The 16945-nt window shown below is 74.4% G+C and carries 11 protein-coding genes; 4 read left to right on the top strand and 7 right to left on the bottom strand.

The window, feature by feature from the left end:
• Positions 1-50: 50 nt before the first annotated feature.
• The gene (locus ACQ614_RS27445; protein ID WP_431681412.1) at positions 51-1238 is read right to left on the bottom strand and encodes a 4-hydroxybenzoate 3-monooxygenase; all 1188 of its coding nucleotides are present in this window, start codon (positions 1236-1238) and stop codon (positions 51-53) included.
• Between the two features lie 622 nt (positions 1239-1860).
• On the opposite strand from ACQ614_RS27445, the gene ACQ614_RS27440 reads away from it, so the two are divergent.
• From ACQ614_RS27440 to ACQ614_RS27430, 3 genes are all read left to right on the top strand, one after another.
• Entirely contained in the window at positions 1861-3270 is a 1410-nt protein-coding gene (locus tag ACQ614_RS27440; protein WP_431681411.1) for a family 2B encapsulin nanocompartment shell protein, read from the top strand.
• A gap of 130 nt (positions 3271-3400) precedes the next feature.
• Positions 3401-4147, top strand: a complete 747-nt coding sequence (locus ACQ614_RS27435; protein ID WP_431681410.1) for a hypothetical protein — start codon at positions 3401-3403, stop codon at positions 4145-4147.
• Positions 4148-4215: 68 nt separating this feature from the next.
• Complete coding sequence (locus ACQ614_RS27430; protein WP_431681409.1) at positions 4216-4977, top strand: DUF4239 domain-containing protein; 762 nt, start codon at positions 4216-4218, stop codon at positions 4975-4977.
• Positions 4978-5039: 62 nt separating this feature from the next.
• Here ACQ614_RS27430 and ACQ614_RS27425 read toward each other — a convergent pair whose 3' ends face one another.
• Positions 5040-6173 carry an FAD-dependent monooxygenase gene (locus ACQ614_RS27425; RefSeq protein WP_431681408.1) on the bottom strand — a complete coding sequence of 378 codons (1134 nt, stop codon included), beginning with the start codon at positions 6171-6173 and terminating at the stop codon, positions 5040-5042.
• 100 nt (positions 6174-6273) lie between these two features.
• Complete coding sequence (locus ACQ614_RS27420; protein ID WP_363499212.1) at positions 6274-6840, bottom strand: GTP-binding protein; 567 nt, start codon at positions 6838-6840, stop codon at positions 6274-6276.
• Between the two features lie 152 nt (positions 6841-6992).
• Between ACQ614_RS27420 and ACQ614_RS27415 the strand changes: the two genes are divergently transcribed.
• Positions 6993-8213 (top strand): RNA-guided endonuclease InsQ/TnpB family protein, encoded by a 1221-nt coding sequence (locus ACQ614_RS27415; RefSeq protein WP_431684040.1) that lies wholly within the window; start codon positions 6993-6995, stop codon positions 8211-8213.
• A 38-nt stretch (positions 8214-8251) separates the two neighbouring features.
• Here ACQ614_RS27415 and ACQ614_RS27410 read toward each other — a convergent pair whose 3' ends face one another.
• From ACQ614_RS27410 to ACQ614_RS27395, 4 genes are all read right to left on the bottom strand, one after another.
• Entirely contained in the window at positions 8252-8656 is a 405-nt protein-coding gene (locus ACQ614_RS27410) for a DUF742 domain-containing protein (RefSeq protein ID WP_431681407.1), read from the bottom strand.
• Positions 8653-9090, bottom strand: a complete 438-nt coding sequence (locus tag ACQ614_RS27405) for a roadblock/LC7 domain-containing protein (RefSeq protein WP_431681406.1) — start codon at positions 9088-9090, stop codon at positions 8653-8655. Before ACQ614_RS27405 ends, ACQ614_RS27410 begins: the two co-directional genes overlap by 4 nt.
• A complete protein-coding gene (locus tag ACQ614_RS27400; protein WP_431681405.1) occupies positions 9087-11768 on the bottom strand; it encodes a nitrate- and nitrite sensing domain-containing protein in 2682 nt (893 codons plus the stop codon). The genes ACQ614_RS27405 and ACQ614_RS27400 overlap by 4 nt, the downstream gene beginning before the upstream one ends.
• A gap of 509 nt (positions 11769-12277) precedes the next feature.
• The gene (locus ACQ614_RS27395) at positions 12278-16909 is read right to left on the bottom strand and encodes a hypothetical protein (protein WP_431681403.1); all 4632 of its coding nucleotides are present in this window, start codon (positions 16907-16909) and stop codon (positions 12278-12280) included.
• Positions 16910-16945: the final 36 nt, after the last annotated feature.

Here is a 16945-nt window from a genome sequence, read left to right as displayed (position 1 = left end):
ATGTCTCCCCCGTGGAACGGGCGGTCTGAGGGTGGTCGGGTGACGGTCGGTCAGATGCCGACGTAGTTCTCGGCGAAGTGGTCCTGGTGGCGGCGGGAGGTCTGCAGGCTCTCCAGCCGGGCGCGCTGCAGTTCGCGGAGGAAGACGGCCTCGTCCCCGGTGCCGGCGGGCCCGTGCAGCAGGTTGATCATCCAGTGCGAGAACTCCTGGGCGCGCCAGATCCGCGGCAGGCAGTCGGCGGAGTAGCGGGCGAGCCGCTGCTCGTCGCCGCCGCGCAGCGCCGGGACCATCGCCCGGGCGAGCGTCTCGGCCTCCATGACGGCGAGGTTGGCGCCCTTGGCGGCGGAGGGGCTGATCAGGCTGGCGGCGTCGCCGACCAGGAACAGCCGCCCGTACTGGATCGGGTCGAGGACGTCGGAGGCCATGTCGACGATGCGGCGTTCCAGGACCGCGCCTTCGTTCAGCGGCCCGTACCGGTCGGCGCGCATGCGGTGGCGCAGTTCCTCCCAGATCCGGGCGTCCGGCCAGTCGGCCGGGTCCTCGCCGCGCGGGACCTGCAGGTAGTAGCGGGTGATGTCGGGTGTGCGGGCCATGTGGCCGGCGAAGCCGTCCTCGTGGACGGCGTAGGCGACGGCGGCCATGCTCTGCGGGGCGGCGGCGAGCAGCGCCAGCCAGGAGACGCCGTGGTCGCGGCGGAAGCGGCGGGCCGCCCCGGCGGGGACGGCGGTGCGGGCGATGCCGTGCCGGCCGTCGCAGCCGGCCACGAACCGGCACTGCAGCCGGTGCAGGCCGCCGTCCGCGGCCCGGACGGTGACCTGCGGGCGGTCGCCGGTCAGGCCGGTGACGGCCACGGCCGCGGTCTCGAAGCGCAGGTCGCCGCCGCGGGCGAGGAACTCGGCCACCAGGTCGCGGACCAGGTGCTGCTGCGGGTACACGGTGTGCACCTCGCCGCGGCCCAGGGTGCCGTACTGCAGCTCGAACTCGCCGGACGCGGTGCGGAAGGCGCAGGTGTCGTGCTGCTGCCCGCCCTTGAGCAGGCCGTCGGCGAGGCCGTGCTCGGTGAGCACCCGGACGGTGTTGGCGGCCAGGAACCCGGCGCGCGCCCGCTGCTCGACATGGGCCCGGCTCTGCCGCTCCAGGACGGTGCAACCGACCCCGGCAGCCAGCAGCAGATTGCCCAGGACCAGCCCGGCCGGCCCTGCGCCGATGATCACGACTGCCGATGTCTGTTCCGGCATGGTGCTCCCCCCGTTGTACTGCTGACTTCCTATCAGGTGCGTGCCGGAGCCGGGTAACCGGTGTCCTCCACCCGGCGGAACAACCGTGCAACGCATGGGTACGGGACCGGGGTTCCCCGTCCGGCTGCGTGCCGCGGGCCGCAGAACGCCGTCCCGTTCACCGAACGCGTGCGCGAGTGCGGGGCCGCGTCGGGCGGCCCCGGCCGGTCGGAGCCGATCGGGGCCGGCGGCGGGCACCGCGCACCGCCGGCCGCAGACCGCCTCCGGCGGGGGAAACGGCCAGGCCGGCGGCATGCCGACCCGCACCCGGGACCGGCCGCGGCCCCGGCGCGTCCGGCGTCGTCCGGCCGCTCCGGCGCGCCCCGGACCGCCTTCGCGCGCCCGGTTGTGTCCGGCCCCGTCCGCCGTTGTCGATCACTGATCAATCCTTTCTGCAGGCGATTTCACCTGATGGGGTGGCCGCCGGCGGTCCGGCCGATCAAGGGCTCCGGGACGATCTAGTGTTCCGGTCTGGGCGCCGCCCTCCGCACGGCCGGCGCTGCATTCCCTTCCCGAAACCTCATTTGACGTACCGTCACGCCCGAGTGCGGGGCGGTGGCACCATTCGAAGGAGAACCTGCCGATGTCCGTGGACGCGAGCCCGGAGGCACCGCAGGTGCAGCAGCAGTCCAGCCTTGCCACGGCTGCCGCCCGCAATCTGGCCACGACCACCAAGTCCGCCCCGCAGATGCAGGAGATCACCTCCCGCTGGCTGCTGCGGGTCCTGCCCTGGGTGCAGACCGCGGGCGGCACCTACCGGGTCAACCGGCGGTTGACCTACACCGTCGGCGACGGCCGGATCGAATTCGTGAAGACCGGTTCGCAGGTCCGGGTGATCCCCCGCGAACTCGGTGAACTCGCCCTGCTGCGGGGCTTCGACGACCTCGACGTGCTCACCTCGCTGGCCGACCGCTGCGTCCAGCGGGACTTCGGCCCCGGCGAGGTGCTGGTCGAGCAGGGTGCCCCGGCCGACCAGATCCACCTGATCGCCCACGGCAGGGTCAGCCGGATCGGCACCGGCCGGTACGGCGACTCCACCGAACTCGGCATCATCGGCGACGGCGACCGCTTCGGCGAGGCCGCCCTGCTCGACCCCGACGCCACCTGGGAGTTCACCGCCAGGTCGGCCACCGCCGGCACCCTCCTCACGCTCTCCCGCCGGGAGTTCGAGGCAGTACTGGACGGCTCCCCCAGCCTCCGCGACCACATCCTCGAGTTCCGCTCGCTCCCGCAGCAGCGGCAGAACGAGCGCGGCGAGGCCGAGATCGCCATGTCGGCCGGCCACACCGGCGAGGTCCGGCTGCCCGGCGCCTTCGTCGACTACGAGCTGCGCCCCCGCGAGTACGAGCTCAGCGTCGCGCAGACCGTGCTCAAGGTGCACACCCGCGTCGCGGACCTCTACAACCAGCCGATGAACCAGATCGAGCAGCAGCTGCGGCTGACCATCGAGGCGCTGCGCGAGCGCCAGGAGCACGAGCTGGTCAACAACCCGGAGTTCGGCCTGCTCAACAACGCCGACTACGACCAGCGCATCCAGACCCACTCCGGCCCGCCCACCCCCGACGACCTGGACGAGCTGCTCAGCCGGCGCCGCGACTCGGAGTACTTCCTGGCCCACCCGCGGACCATCGCCGCCATCGGCCGGGAGCTCAACTCCCGCGGGCTGTACCCGGACCACGTAGACCTGCAGGGCCAGCAGGTGCCGGCCTGGCGCGGTGTGCCGATCCTGCCCTGCAACAAGATCCCGATCACCAAGGAGCACACCAGCTCCATCCTGGTGATGCGCACCGGCGAGGACAACCAGGGCGTCATCGGCCTGCACCAGACCGGCATCCCCGACGAGTACCAGCCGAGCCTCTCCGTCCGGTTCATGGGCATCGACGAGAAGGCACTGATCTCGTACCTGGTCACCGCCTACTACTCGGCGGCGATCCTGGTGCCGGACGCGGTCGGCGTGCTGGAGAACGTCGAGATCGCGGGCGGCCGCGGCTGACCGGGTGACGGCCGTAACCCGGCCGTACAAGATCGAGTTGACACGGTGTCGGGCCGCCGCCGCGGCGGCCCGGCGCCGCCGTGCCCAGCCCGCCCCGACCGCCGCCGGAACGAAAGGCACCCACCACACCATGCCGGAACCGTTCACGCCGCCGGGCCGCCACGCCCGCCTGGCCGGCGCCGTGCTGGGGGCGACGGCGGCCTGCGCCCTGCTGACCGGTGCCGCGGGCGGCCGGCCGGGCGCCCCGGGGATCGGGGTCGGAGTCGAGCACTGCACCAGGGTCGGGGTCTCGGTGTCCGCGGCCGGCGCGGTCGACATCGCGGTGGAGACCTGGACGGACGTGCAGATCGAGGTGGACGTGGACGCGCCGGTCGCCGCGTACCAGGCACACCCGACACACCCCACGCACCCGGTTCATCCGACGCACCCGGCGCACCCTCCGAAGCCTGCCAAGCCCCCGAAGCCGACCGAGCCCTGTCCGCCGCCGAAGCCGACGCCGTGCCCGACCACACCGAGCCCGACGCCGACACCCACCCCCACGCCGACGCCCGTGCCGACCCCGACGCCCACTCCCGCGCCGGAGCCGCCGAGCCCGCAGCCCGCGGCGGCGCCACCCGCACCGCCGCCACCCCCCGACCCTGTGCCGACACCCGCGCCCGCACCGCCCGAGGCCGCCGAGCCGCCCGTGCCCACGCCGCCGCCCCCGGCCGCACCGCCGCGGAAGATCCGGATGCCGCTGTCGCCGCCCGCCGCCGCCCCGACAAGGCACCGCAGCACCTCCCCGGTGACCACGATGATGATCGTCACCGTCCCCGCCGTCCTCGCCGCGGCCGCCGCCAAGGTCCGCGGGCGGGCCGCCCGCGGCGGCCGGTCCTGACCCGTCCGGCCCGCGCCCGCCGGCCGTCCGCCGGACGGCCGGTCATCCAGTGCTGAACAGGAGTTGTCATGTCGGAGTGGCTCGCCCTGGCGATCGCCATGGCGGCGTCCGTCCTGGTCGTCGTGGCGGTGGTGGTGCTGCGCCAACGCCGGGTCGGGGAGGACGACGACCCGACCGAGACCCCGGACGTCATCGAGTACATCACCATGATGATCGGCGTCGTGTACGCGATCGTCCTCGGCCTCGCCATCGCCGGCGTCTGGGAGGGCCGCAGCGCCGCCCAGGACGAGGTGCTGACCGAGGCACAGGCGCTGCACGAGGTGAGCGCCCGGGCCGAGGTCTACCCGGCCGACTTCCGGGCCCGGGTGCGCGGCGACGTGGACGCGTACGTGTCCTTCGTGGTGGACACCGAGTGGCAGTACATGAAGGAGAAGGGCGAGATCTCGCCGCGCGGCACCGAACTGCTCGCCAGACTGCGCCAGGACGTGGCCTCGCGGACCCCGCAGTCGGACCTGGAGGCGCAGGCCTACCAGCCGATCATGGACCGGATCGCCGCCGCGGACGAGTCCCGCAGCACCCGCGGCCAGAGCACCGGGCCGACCATGCCCGGCGTGGTGTGGTTCGGCCTGATCGTGGGCGCGGTGGTGACCGTGGGCATGGTCTTCGCCCTGCAGATCCGGCGCTCGCCGCGGGAGTTGATCCTGGCGGGCACCTTCAGCGCGCTGATCGCCTTCCTGCTGTTCCTGATCTGGGACTTCGACGATCCCTTCGGCCGGGGCATCTCGGTGACCACCGATCCGTTCCTGGACCTCTTCCCGTCGGTGAACTGACCGGGGAACACAGGGGGCGGGCCGCATCGCTGCGGCCCGCCCCCTGGATCGTTCCGGAGCCGTCAGTAGGGCTTGACGAGCACGTGGGCGGCGCCGGGGATGCCGATCTTCAGCAGCTCGTCCTCCTCCGGCGTGGTGGGCGTGCCGGTCTCCTGCTTGAGGACGGCCCGGGACAGCGCCTGGACGAACATCGCCCGCGGGCGGCGCCGCGCCTCCCAGGCCTGCAGGGCGGCGGGCACCGACTCCGCGGCGTCCAGTTCCTGGGCCAGCACCAGGGCGTCCTCGACGGCCATCGCGGCGCCCTGCGCCAGGTGCGGGGTGGAGGCGTGGGCGGCGTCGCCGGCCAGCACCACCCTGCCGACGTGCCAGGGCTCGTCCACGGTGACCTGGGAGATCCGCGAGTAGACCACGGCCGCCGGGTCGGTGACCTGCGCCAGCGCCTCGGCGACCGGGCCGCCGAATCCGGAGAGCCGCTCGGCGAGCTGCCCGTGGGCCTTCTCCGGGTCCGGACGGAAGTCCTCGGCCTCGGCGAACACGGCGCCTAGGTACATGAGTTCGTCGGTGATCGGGGTGAGCAGCGCCTTGGCGGCGAGGTTGCCGGTGCTCATCACCACGCCCTGCACCTCGGGCTGCCGGGGCACCGTCACCCGCCAGTTGGCGAAGCCGGTGTACTGGGGGCGGTAGCGGTCGCCGTACAGCCGGGTGCGCAGCGGGGAGCCGATGCCGTCGAAGCCGACGACGAGGTCCCAGCGGCCGGTGGAGCCGTCGGACAGGGTGACGTCCACGCCCTCGCCGTCGTCGGCGAGTTCGGTGACGGTGGTGCCGAAGCGGATGGTCGCGCCGGCCTCGGCGGCGGCCCTGCCGAGCAGGTCGGCGAGGGCGGGCCGCGGTATGCCGTTGTTGGCGGGTGCCTCGTCCATCCGGGGCTGCGGGATCTTCGCGAGGGTGGCGCCGGCCGGGTCGCAGATGGTCAGCACCTCCCATTCGAAGCCGGCCTGCAGGCAGGCCTCGAGGACGCCGAGTTCGCGCATCACGTGCAGGGCGTTGGAGGGCTGGATGATACCGACGCCGAGGGCGTCGAGCTGCTCGCGGACCTCGGCGACCTCGACGGTGTGGCCGCGGCGGGCGAGCGCGACGGCGAGGCTGAGCCCGCCGATGCCGCCGCCGTGGACGAGGACGCGCAGGGGTGTTGCCATGGCTGGTCTCTCCGTTGGTTCGGGGGACGGCCGGGCAGGGGGACCGGCCGCGTGGTGCGGGAGGACGTGAGTGCGGGTGGCGCGGGAGCGGGTCCGGCGGTCAGCCGGCGACGGGCAGGGCCATCAGGTGGTCGACCAGGGCGAGCAGCACGTCCCGTCCGAAGGGCCGCTCCCGGACGTCGCCGACCAGCATCGGCACGTGCGGGTCCAGGTCGAGCGCGGCCCTGATCTCGTCCGCGGAGCGGGTGTTGACCCCGTGGAAGCAGTTGATCGCCACCACGAAGGGGATGCCCCGGCTCTCGAAGAAGTCGATCGAGGCGAAGCTGGTCTCCAGCCGCCGGGTGTCGGCGATGACGACACCGCCGAGCGCGCCGTTGACCAGGTCGTTCCACATGAACCAGAACCGCTCCTGGCCGGGCGTGCCGAAGAGGTACACCACCAGCTCGGAGTTGACGGTGATCCGGCCGAAGTCCAGGGCGACGGTGGTGGTGTCCTTCTGGCCGACGCCGTCGAGGTCGTCCACGCCGACGCTGGCCGTGGTCAGGTACTCCTCGGTGCGCAGCGGGGCGACCTCGCTGACCGCGCCGACCATGGTGGTCTTGCCGACGCCGAAGCCGCCGGCGATCAGGATCTTGACGGCGGCGGCGCCCGCCCGGGTGGTCGTCATCGGATACCTCCGTGGATATCTCCGGCTTTAGCCGGGGGAGGAAACGGAACTCCTGCGGAGCAGGGCAAGAGGCTGCGATTAGCCGCAAGGCGGACCGCAGTGCCCTGACCTGGAGATTTGGTCTTTACCATGGGTCGCACTAGTTTGTGAGCATGACGGCCGCTCACGTGAAGCGGGCTTTCAAGTTCCGCTTCTACCCGACTGATGCGCAGGCAGCCGAGCTGTCGCGCACCTTCGGGTGCGTGAGGCTCGTGTACAACAAGGCGCTGGCCGCCCGCACGGAGGCGTGGACGATGCGCCAGGAGCGGGTGAACTACAACGCCACGTCGGCGATGCTTACCGAGTGGAAGAAGACCGAGGAGCTGGCGTTCCTCACGGAGGTCTCCTCCGTGCCGTTGCAGCAGGCCCTTCGGCACCTGCAGGGGGCGTTCTCCAACTTCTGGACCAGGCGGGCGAAATACCCGACGTTCAAGTCGAAGAAAAAGTCCCGCAAGTCCGCCGAGTACACCACCAGCGCGTTCCGGTACCGGGATGGCAAGCTCACTCTGGCCAAGATGACGGATCCGCTGGACATCGTGTGGTCCCGGCCGCTCCCGGAGGGTCGGTCGCCGTCCACGGTGACCGTGTCTCAGGACGCGGCCGGCCGGTGGTTCGTCTCCCTGCTGTGCGACGACCGCCCGTCGATGCCCGCACCCGCCAATGCGGCGGTCGGCATCGACGCCGGGATCACCAGCCTGGTGACGCTCTCCACCGGAGAGAAGATCACCAACCCGAAGCACGAACGCGCCGACCGCGAGCGTCTGGCCAGGGCCCAGAGCGAACTCGCCCGCAAGGCCATGGGCTCGAACAACCGGGAGAAGGCCCGCAGGAAGGTCGCCCGCGTCCACGCGAAGATCGCCGACCGGCGCCGGGACTTCCTGCACAAGCTCACCACCCGACTCGTCCGCGAAAACCAAACGGTCGTGATCGAGGACCTGACGGTCCGCAACATGCTCCGGAACCACACACTCGCCCGAGCCATCTCGGACGCGAGCTGGAGCGAGCTGCGGACCATGCTGGAGTACAAGTGCGCGTGGTACGGCCGCGAGCTGATCACCGTCGACCGGTGGTTCCCCAGCTCCCGGCTGTGCTCGGCCTGCGGGGCGATCCGCGACAAGATGCCGCTGAACGTCCGCGAGTGGGCGTGCGACTGCGGTGCGGTCCACAACCGGGACGTGAACGCGGCGCGCAACATCCTGGCCGCCGGACTGGCGGCAACAGCCTGTGGAGACGGTGTAAGACCTCAACGGAGCACTCCGGGCGGGCGGTCGTCGGTGAAGCAGGAAGTAGTCCCACCGCCGCGCACCCGCGCAGCGGCTCAGCCGCGAGGCTGAGGGGAATCCCCCTCCTTCAGGAGGGGGAGGAAGTCAACTCAGAGCCTCCTCAGTCCCTCACGTACGGCGGCCAGCAGGCCGCGGTCGGCGCCGCCCGCGGCCCGGGCCACCGAGAGCGGGGCGCGGGCCGACAGGAGGCCCTGCTCGACGAGGTCGCCGAGCAGGATCTTGGTCACCGAGACCGGCAGGCCGAGGTCGGCGGCGACCTCGGCCACGGCGGCCGGCCGGCGGCACCGGTCGATGATCATCCGGTGCTCCGGCTGGAGCCGGCCGGGGCGGACGGGTGCGCCGTACGCGTCGACCGGCTCCTGCACGGTGGTGAGCAGGGTGATGAGGGTGAGGTCGTCCCGCTCGGGCGCGGTGCGGCCGCGGGTGATGGTGTACGGGCGGACCATGCCGTCCGCGCCGTCGTCGACCTCCTCCTCGTCCCAGTACGGGGTCACCCGCGCTGCCCGCCGCGCGCGGCGAACGCGTCGAACTCGCCGCGCTGCGGGGTGCTGAGCTTCTGGCCGACCTGCTGCACCAGGTTGTGCATGGCGAGCGACATGACCTCGGCGTCGACCTCCTGGGAGGCGACGACGGCCAGGTGGGTGCCCTGGCCGGCCGCGATGATGAACAGCCAGAGCTCGGCGAGTTCGACGATCACCTGGTGGACGGGGCCGCCGGCGAAGAGCTGGCCGACCCCGCGGGCCAGGCTCTGCTGGCCGGTGGCGACGGCGGCCAGGCGCTCGGCGTCGGAGCGGTCGATGGTGCGGGAATGGCTCACCACGAGGCCGTCGTCGGAGAGCAGGACGGCGTACCTCGTCCCGGCCACCGAGTCCACCAGGCCGTCGAGCAGCCAGTCGAGGTCCTGGTGGGTGGCGATTGTGCGCGTCATGACCGGTCTTCTCTCGTCGGGATGGGTTGGGTGTTCCAGGTGTCGCCGGGGTGCTGTCCGGGCCCGGTTCCGTCCGCGGGGGCGGCGCCGGCCCGGGCCTCCCGGGACCGCCGCTGGAAGGCACCGATCGCCGCTCCGGCCCGTCGGGGGGCCGGCCGGAACAGCGGGTTGGCGTCCCAGCGCGGCGGCGCGGGTGCGGCCGGCGGGTCGTTCGGGTCCACCCGCAGCTCGTCCACCAGGCTGGCCTGGCGGATGCGGCGGGGCAGCGGGGGTTCGCCGCCGCCGGCGGCCGGAGCGGTCGGCGCGGGAATCGCCGGCACGGCGGGCGGGACCGGCACCGGGGGCACCAGCTCGGCGGGCGCGGGCACCCGGGCCGGCCAGTCGGCGGCGGTCACCGGCTGCGGCCGGTAGGGCTCGGGCAGCCCGTAGGGGGCGGGCATGCCCTCCAGTGGTGCGATGTACGGCGGCCGGGCGGCGGGGAAGGACTGCCCGTGCTCCGCCGCCGGCTGCGCGCCGGGCAGCGGGTGGTGGCCGGCCGGCCGACCGGTGTCCTGCGGCAGACCGAACTGGTGCTGCGGCGGGTACGGGTCGCCGCTCGGTGCGTACGGGTCGTCGACCGGCACGTACGGGGCCTCCTCCGGCACCGGGTGGCGCTCCACGGGCGTACCCGCGGGTGCCTCGTCCGGGGCGGGCGCCCCGGCGAGTGCGGTGATGCCGGCCAGGGCCCGGCCGCGGGACCTGGTGGGCAGGCCGCCGGTGCCCTGCAGCGGCGGTACGGCGGTGGGCCGCGCCGTCGGGTCGGGGACGATCAGCTCGTCGGGGACGAGCACCACGACCCGGGTGCCGCCGAACGCCGACTGCCGGAACTCGATCCGCAGGCCGTGCTGGTCGGCGAGCCGGGCGATGACGTAGAAGCCCATGCGGATGTCGTCGCCGCGGGCGAGCACGTCGGCCCGGGGCGGACGGGTCATCAGCTCGTTGGCCTCGTCGATCTGTTCCTCTTCCATGCCCAGGCCGCGGTCCTCGACCTCGATCGCCACGCCGCGGCTGACCCGGCCGGCCCGGACCTCGACCGGGTTCGGCGGCCGGGAGAAGCTGAGCGCGTTCTCGATGAGCTCGGCGACCACGTGGGCGACCGGGCCGACGGCGCGCTCGGACAGCCAGGGGCTGCCGTCCAGGTCGATCACGACGCGCCGGTAGTCCTGGACCTCGCCCTGGGCGGCGCGCATCACGTCCAGCAGCGGGACGGGCTTGCGCCAGCGGCGGTGCGGGGTGCCGCCGGCCAGGATGACCAGGTTCTCCTCGTAGCGGCGCAGGCGTGCGGTGAGGTGGTCGAGATCGAAGAGCCCTTCCAGGATCTCCGGGTCCTCGTGGCGGCGCTCCAGCTCGTCGAGCTTCTTGAGCTGCTGGCCGATGAGCAGCTGGGTGCGGCGGGCGATCCGCTGCAGCAGGCGCTCGAAGCCGCGGTGCTGTTCGGCCTGGGCGACGGCGGCCTGCAGGGCGCTCGTCCGGGCCAGGTTGAACGCCGCGCCGAGCTTGGCGAGTTCGTCCTCGGTACGGGCCCAGGGGTCGCGTTCGATCGCCTTGGCCTGTGCCTCGATGTCGATCTGCTCGCCCTGGCCGAGCCGTTCGACGACCTCCGGCAGGGCGGTCTCCAGCTCCTCGGCCTGCTGGTGGAGCCGGCCGATGCGGCGGCGCAGCGTGCGGGTGAACCGCCAGCTGACGAGGGCCACCACGATCACGGCGAGCAGGCCGACGACGGTGGTCAGGCCGAGGCGGACGGCGAGGGTGATGATGCTGCCCTTGCCCTCCTCGACGACCAGCTGGGTGCGGTGCTCCAGCAGCGCGACGAGCTGGGGGGTGACCTGGTCGACGGACGTGCGCCAGGCCGCGCGGTCGGCGGTGAGCGCGATCCGGCCGTTGCGGTCGGCCTCGGCGGGCTTGAGGAGGTCCTGTTCGACCCGGGTCTTGGCCTGCCAGGCCGGGCTGTCGGCGATCGCCCGCCACATGGCGGCCTCGTCGGCGGGCAGGTAGGGGGCGACCTTGGTGCCGAACTGGAAGTCCTGCTCGGAGACCGCCTGCCGGACCTGCTGGAGCTCCTCGGCACTGAGGCTGCCGGCGGGCCAGCCGCGGGCGAGCAGCGCGTCCGAGCGGGAGATCATCTCCTTGCCCCAGAACAGGTCGACGAGCGGCTGGGAGATCGTGGTGATCCGGCCGTTGTCGACGTGGCTGAGCGAGGCGAACAGCCGCAGGTCCACGGCGATCAGGTCGGTGTAGTAGCGGTAGACGGCGGCCTGCTGCTGGTCGCCGCCGTTGTCGACCAGGGCCCGCTGGGCGGGCAGCTGGTTGATGGCCTGCCGGGCCTGCCGGACGGCCTCCAGGACCTCGGTGGGCGCGTCGTCGGCGGTGACGCCGGACAGCGTCTGGAACTGCCGGACGGCTTCGTCGGTCTTGGTGCGCTGGGTGCGCAGCGCGTCGCTGACGCCGCTGTGCGAGGCGAGGACGTCGGCGCTGAGGCGCCTCTCCTCCTGCAGGTTGTAGTAGACGATGTTGGACGGCTGGCCGGCCTTCTGGGCGAGCAGGCCCTGGGCGGCCTGCCGCTGGAAGTCGAGCAGGAGCTGTCCGCTGGTGACCGCCCACAGCGCGGCCAGCGCCACTCCGGGAACGATCGCCAGCACGAGCAGGGTCGCGCGGAGCGACAGCCGGCCCGTGATCCGCCGAGACGCGCGCGTGCGCAGGGCATTCTCCTTGGAGATGACGCCAGTCGTTCAGAACTGGTCGGATCTGATAAGGACTCTGACGGATGGATATTAGCCACACCGTATAACAACAAGGAAAGCCGCTGCCCCGGCCGCACGCCCGGACGGCGCGGCCGTGAAGGCCCAACAACCGCTCCAACCAGGCACAATGGGTTAGGGCAGGGACCAACGGCCCTGTTGTGGGCGGCTCTTCGCGCGAGGCCGGATCAGGCCTGTGCGAACTGACCCGCAGCGCTGCCGAACTGGAGCGGGGGTCGCCGCCGGACCGGCCCGCGAACCATCCGTCAGGACCGCCGGCCGAACCGCTCGGAGTCTACGCGTCCACTTGTCACGAGGTGAGATGATCCTGACAGAATTCTTCTGGAAATCGATCCCGGGCGGTCGAGGAACGGACCGGAGGAACCCCGCAACGGGGTCGAATCCGCCGGTCAGCCCGCATTTGCGAATGCCGCCCAGGCGTCGGCGAACATCTCGTGCAGCGGCTTGGGCGGCAGCAGCCGCAGGAACGGTCCCTCGACCTCCTTGCGGAACTCCCGGCCGGCCAGGTGGGTGGCCAGCTTGGCCGTCTCCAGCGGCAGTTCGGGCGCCTTGAGATCGGTCCACGGGCCGGGCACGAAGGCCGTCCGGCCGGCCCGCGCCCGCTTGCCGGTCTCGATCAGCCGCGCCGCCGCCAGCTCCTCCTGGGCAGCCTTGTGCCGGGCCGGCGTCCAGCCGTTCCACCGCCGGACGTCCTTGTCGGTGGGGCGGGCGAGGGTGAGCAGCTGCAGCAGCAGGGCCGCCGCGTCCGCGCCGACGCCGAGCACCCCGGACACCTCGGCGACCAGCCCGGGCACGCCCAGCGCCGGATCGGCCTCGTACCGGCCCGCGGGCACGGGGGTGTCCGCGGCCCGGCGGACCATCCGCTCCAGGCCGCCGCCCGGGAGGAGCAGTTCGACGTGCCCCACCCGCTCCGGCAGCCCGCCGAGGCGGTGCGCGGCGCAGCGGTCGGCGAGCCGCCGCCGGGCCGCCGGGTCGGCGAGCCGGGCCGGACGCAGGTACACGGTGCCGTAGCCGCCCCCGGCGGGGACGGCGAGCAGGCCGTCGTCGTACAGCACGGTCGGCTCGGCCCTGCCCCGGTCGTCACCGGGGTCGGCGAGCGGCACGGGCACGGTGGCCGGGCCGAACACCCGGGCGCGGTCCTCCGGGCCGCCGGGCAGCGAGTGGATGCCGACCGGGACGAGCAGGGCCGGGTCGGCGAGCCGGGTGTGCAGCCAGGCGCACTGCTCGGCGGCCCGGGCGGCCACCGGGTCGCCGACCGGGCGCATGGTCAGCGCCCACACCAGGGCGGTCGCCTCGGCCGCGAACTGGTGCCGGCCGTGGGCGTACCACGCCCGGTCCGGCCGGCCCTCCGCATCGGTGGAGTGCAGCAGGACGGAGCCGTACCGGCTCACCGCCGGGGTGTACCGGCGGACGGCGGTGGCATCGGTGGCGCCGGCCGGGGAGACGAGCATCCGCCACCACTCGCCGGCCAGGCCGGTCTGCTGCTCCAGGTCGCGCGCGGCCTCCTCGTCCGTCGCCTCCTCGACGCCGACCAGCCGGGCCCACACCCCGGCGATCCGCTCGGCCGCCGCGACCGGCCCGCCGGGCTGCCACAGCTCGGCCGGGTCGTCGGGGACGGCGGCGGCCAGCAGCTCCGCCCGCCCGGCGGGGCCGAGCTTGTGGAGCACGCTCTGCAGCTCGCGGGCGTCCCGGGCGCTCTCCCGGTACGGCTGCGCGGTGAGCATCTTCAGCTGCGCCTCGTGGTCGAGGCGTTGGGGCAGCCCGTCGAGCAGCAGCCGGGCGGTGGCCCGGCGGGCGCCGGTGCGGGCGACGAAGGCGTCCACGGCGTCCGGGCCGGGCCGCACCGGGCCGTGCTCGGCGAGCAGGTCGAGCAGCCGGCCGAGCCGGGCCGTGTCGTCCCGCCCGACCGTGATCTCCTGCAGCTCCTCCGCGCCCTCCGGCGGCGGGTCACCGGCCGGCTGCAGGAAGCGGTGCACCAGCTCGGGGTCGAGCGGCCGGCCGGGAGCCGGTGCCAAACGGGAGAGCGTGTCGGTGCGGACGGCGAGCACCCGCCCGCCCTCGGCGTGCCGGGCGGCGAGGGCCGCGCCGGCGGCCTCGCCGAGCCGCCAGCGGCTGCCGGCCTCCGCGAAGGGCTGCTGCGACCAGCAGCGCAGCAGTTCGGCCAGCGCCGGCCGGTCCTCCTCCGGGGTGGCGGCGGTGGCGAGCCGCCAGGCGGGGGCGTCGATCCGGCCGAGCAGCGGCGTCCAGTCCCGGGCGCGGGCGGGCGGGCTCAGCCGGCGCTCCTCCTCGCCGAGCCGCCCGGCCAGCCGGGTGCCGTCCGCGGCCAGCGCGGTGAGGGTGGCCGGTTGCGGGGACGGCGGCTCGGCCCGGTAGTACGAGGGCACCTCCACCAGGCCGCGCAGCGCGGTGAGCAGTTGCACGTCGGAGGTCTCGGCGAGCGGCGCCAGCCGGCCGGAGCGAACGGTCGCGACCCGCTCGGAGAGCGCCCGGCGGCGGGCCAGCAGGGCCCGGGCGCGGCAGGCGGCACGGACTGTGCCGTCGGTGACCGCCCGGTCCGTCAGCCCCGGTTCGCAGCGGGCGAGTTCGGCGTGCAGGGCGCTCTCGTCGGCGACGGCGAGCAGGGCGGCGGCGGTGTCGGCGCCGACCGTGCGCAGGGCGCCGGAGGAGGCCGGGTGGCGCGGTGCCAGGAAGTGCCAGAACACCGGCGGGGGCAGCACCGGGCCGTCCGTGCCGGCCTGCCAGAGCAGCGAGCCGTCCCTGGCGTCGTGGCAGCGCATCCCCTTCTCCTCGGTGAGGACGCAGTCGGTGCCGCCCCCGGGCCAGCGGGCGATGCCCCACGGGTGCCGCGAATCCTGGGTGCGGAGCTCGGCGGCGCGGCCGTCCGCGCCCTCCAGCCGGTACTGCCATCCGCGTCCGGGACCCGATTCGGTGCTCTGCAGCACCCGGAAGCCGGCCTGCCCGTCGCGGTGGCCGAGCGGGGAGGCGTCGGCATCCGCCCCGGCCGGCAGGGCGACCAGGCTGAGCAGGTCGTGGCAGAGCCGGTGGCCGTCGGGGACGGGCGCGTCGAGCAGGGCGGGCAGGGCCCGCTCGCCGGCGGTGCGGGCACCCGTCGCGGGGTCGAGCCGGGCCCAGCCGGAGGTGCCGTGCGCCCCGCCGCTCCAGACGGCGGTGCCGTCGCCGAGCTGCCGGGCGGAGTCCATGCCCCCGCGGTCGCCCGGCCGGACGATCCGCACCCCGTCGTAGCGGCCGGTGCCGTCCGGTGTCCCGAACGCCAGGACGGTGTCGCTGCGGCCCAACAGGCCGACCGTGCAGTCCGGTTCGAAGACGTCGTCGGGGCGGCCCGCCCAGTGGGCGTGCAGGGTGTACGGGTGCCGGGTGTCGGTCGTCCAGGCGATCAGGAAGTCGCCGCCGGCCCAGTGCACGGTGTGCCGCGCGACGTCCTCGGGGAGCGCGAAGGTACAGCCGCCGCGCCGCCCGCGGTGGTCGATCGCCACCGCGCGGTCCCGGGTGTACAGGACGAGCACCGGCCAGGTCGCCGTCCGGCCGGCGGGCGGTGCGCCGAGTTCGGCGAGGGCCTCGTCGAAGGCCGGCCAGCCGAACTCCTCGGGCAGGCCGGTGCGCAGGGTGCGCAGCAGCGGGCCGGTGAGGTCCAGGGCGGCCAGCGCCTCCTCGATGCCGTCCAGGGCGGCGGCGGTCGGCCGGTCCAGCAGGGTCTCCAGGGCGCCGAGGGCCTCCCCGGCGGCGCCCAGGCCGCCGTCGGCCAGGTCGTCGAGCAGGCCGCCGATCCGGGCGTGGACGGCGCCGGTGATCGCCGGGTTCGCGGGCAGCCGGGTGACCGCGGTGCCCCGCAGCAGGTCGGCGTGGACGGTGCCCTCCAGGCGGGGGCCGAGCACCGGGTCGGCGGCGAGCGCCCGCAGGTCGCGGCGCGAGCCGGTGCCCCAGAGGTCGAGGCGGACGGTGCTCGGCGGGGTCTCCACCGGGATGCCCGCGGCGAGGCAGGCGTCCGCGAGGTCGGCGTCCAGCCCGGAGGACCGGTACTTGGTCTCGTGCAGCCGCACCGGCACGCCCTCGGCCCGCAGCCGGGCGGCGAGCGGCGGCAGCAGGTCGAAGACCTCGGGCGTCAGCGGGCGGCGGGTGATCCCGCCGCCGCCGACCCGGTTGAACGCGTACTCGTACGGCAGCCGGCCGAGCCAGGCCGCCAGGCCGTCCGCGGGCGTCAGGCGGCCGTCGGCGAGCGCGTCGACCGCGCCGGAGGCGCGGAGCAGCCGCAGCCAGGCCTCGCCCCCGCCGGTGGGGGCGAATCCCAGCGCGGTGGACGGCTCGGGGAACAGCTCCAGCAGGCCGGCCCGCACCGCATCGGTCGGCGGGTGCGCCGCCAGCAGCGCTGCGGCGCCGTCCAGCAGCGCATCGGGCACCGGCCGGCCGGCGCAGCCCGCCAGCAGGCCGCCGAGCAGTGCGGCGTCCTCCTCAGGGCCGCGGCCGGCCGCCTTCCCGGAGGCGCGCAGCCGGGTGTGCAGGTCGGCCGGGAGGGTGGCGCCGCCCGCGGCCCAGGCGGAGACGAACCGGTGGAACTCCCGGTGGGCCTCCTCCGGCGGCAGGGTGGCGGCCAGCCACCGCTGGTGCGCCCCGAGCTCCTTGCCCGGCAGCAGCCCGAGGCCGGCGAACAGCAGCGCGTTCGCCCGGTGGTAGGCCGGGTCGACGGCCAGCGCGTGCTGCCGCTCGGCCTCCCGCGCCAGCACGTACGCCTGCCCGGACTGCCGCGGCAGGTACCGGGCGAGCCGGTGGCCGACGGTGTCCCAGAACCACGGCAGGTGCTGGGAGGGCAGCCGGCCGGCCCTGCCCTTCAGCCCGTTCAGGAACTGGGACGGCTTCCGCCGGGCCGCGGCCGGGAGCGGGCCGAGGACGTCCGCGAACTGCTCCCGGGCGCCCTGTTCGGCACCGGGCGAACTGACGGACAGCCAGTCCAGGTACACCGTGGACGCGGTGGGATCGGCGGGCAGCGGAACGATCGGCTCGGACATGCGGCAGATCCTCGCACGTGCCGCCGACGGCCCTCC

The organism is Kitasatospora dryopteridis (genome assembly GCF_050749075.1).
Classification (GTDB): domain Bacteria; phylum Actinomycetota; class Actinomycetes; order Streptomycetales; family Streptomycetaceae; genus Kitasatospora.
This window is presented reverse-complemented; position numbering and strand designations above follow the sequence as displayed.

Excerpts from the sequence above, each read along its gene's own strand:
- ACQ614_RS27395 (WP_431681403.1), bottom strand. The coding sequence starts at position 16,909 with ATGTCCGAGCCGATCGTTCCGCTGCCCGCCGATCCCACCGCGTCCACG.
- ACQ614_RS27430 (WP_431681409.1), top strand. The coding sequence starts at position 4,216 with ATGTCGGAGTGGCTCGCCCTGGCGATCGCCATGGCGGCGTCCGTCCTG.
- ACQ614_RS27425 (WP_431681408.1), bottom strand. The coding sequence starts at position 6,173 with ATGGCAACACCCCTGCGCGTCCTCGTCCACGGCGGCGGCATCGGCGGG.
- ACQ614_RS27415 (WP_431684040.1), top strand. The coding sequence starts at position 6,993 with ATGACGGCCGCTCACGTGAAGCGGGCTTTCAAGTTCCGCTTCTACCCG.
- ACQ614_RS27405 (WP_431681406.1), bottom strand. The coding sequence starts at position 9,090 with ATGACGCGCACAATCGCCACCCACCAGGACCTCGACTGGCTGCTCGAC.
- ACQ614_RS27435 (WP_431681410.1), top strand. The coding sequence starts at position 3,401 with ATGCCGGAACCGTTCACGCCGCCGGGCCGCCACGCCCGCCTGGCCGGC.
- ACQ614_RS27420 (WP_363499212.1), bottom strand. The coding sequence starts at position 6,840 with ATGACGACCACCCGGGCGGGCGCCGCCGCCGTCAAGATCCTGATCGCC.
- ACQ614_RS27440 (WP_431681411.1), top strand. The coding sequence starts at position 1,861 with ATGTCCGTGGACGCGAGCCCGGAGGCACCGCAGGTGCAGCAGCAGTCC.
- ACQ614_RS27445 (WP_431681412.1), bottom strand. The coding sequence starts at position 1,238 with ATGCCGGAACAGACATCGGCAGTCGTGATCATCGGCGCAGGGCCGGCC.